Raw genomic sequence first — 437 nt, 5'->3', positions numbered from 1 at the left:
TCGTGCAAGTTTGAATCAATGGATGTGGGGCGCAGGCATGACGCCCGGACGGGGCGCGAACGAGCAGCAGACGCAAGTACAGACGCAGACGCAAGCACAACCGCTGACGCAAGCGCAACCTCAAGCACAAGCGGAAAGTGGCTCGAATGCGGGAGCTTCCGTTGACCAGTCGACGGCCGCGTCTCCCAATGACGCAGCTGAAGACACTTCCTCGGGCGATGATGCCTGAGTCGCCGAGCGTTAATGCGCCGCCACCTCGAAGCGGAGTCCGCCGTGAGGTGGCGGCTCTCGAGCAGACGAGCCGTATCGAAAGAACCGTCCAGTTAGCGAAAGTGAGACGCGCATGCCGCGCTGTGCGCGATCAATTGGCCTGAGGCCAACGCGCAGACCATTCAAATAGTGACCACACATGACGCCGCTCCGTGCTCGGCGCGTGT

General features: G+C 61.8%; 1 protein-coding gene. It reads left to right on the top strand.

What is annotated here, in order from left to right; translation table 11 throughout:
* Positions 1–229, top strand: a 229-nt coding sequence (locus NCT03_RS33710) for a hypothetical protein (RefSeq protein WP_250495517.1), incomplete at its 5' end; no start/stop codon positions are given.
* Between the last annotated feature and the right edge of the window lie 208 nt (positions 230–437).

Origin of the sequence: Caballeronia sp. GAWG1-1, assembly GCF_023631465.1 — a bacterium.
Classification (GTDB): Bacteria; Pseudomonadota; Gammaproteobacteria; order Burkholderiales; family Burkholderiaceae; genus Caballeronia.
This window is presented reverse-complemented; position numbering and strand designations above follow the sequence as displayed.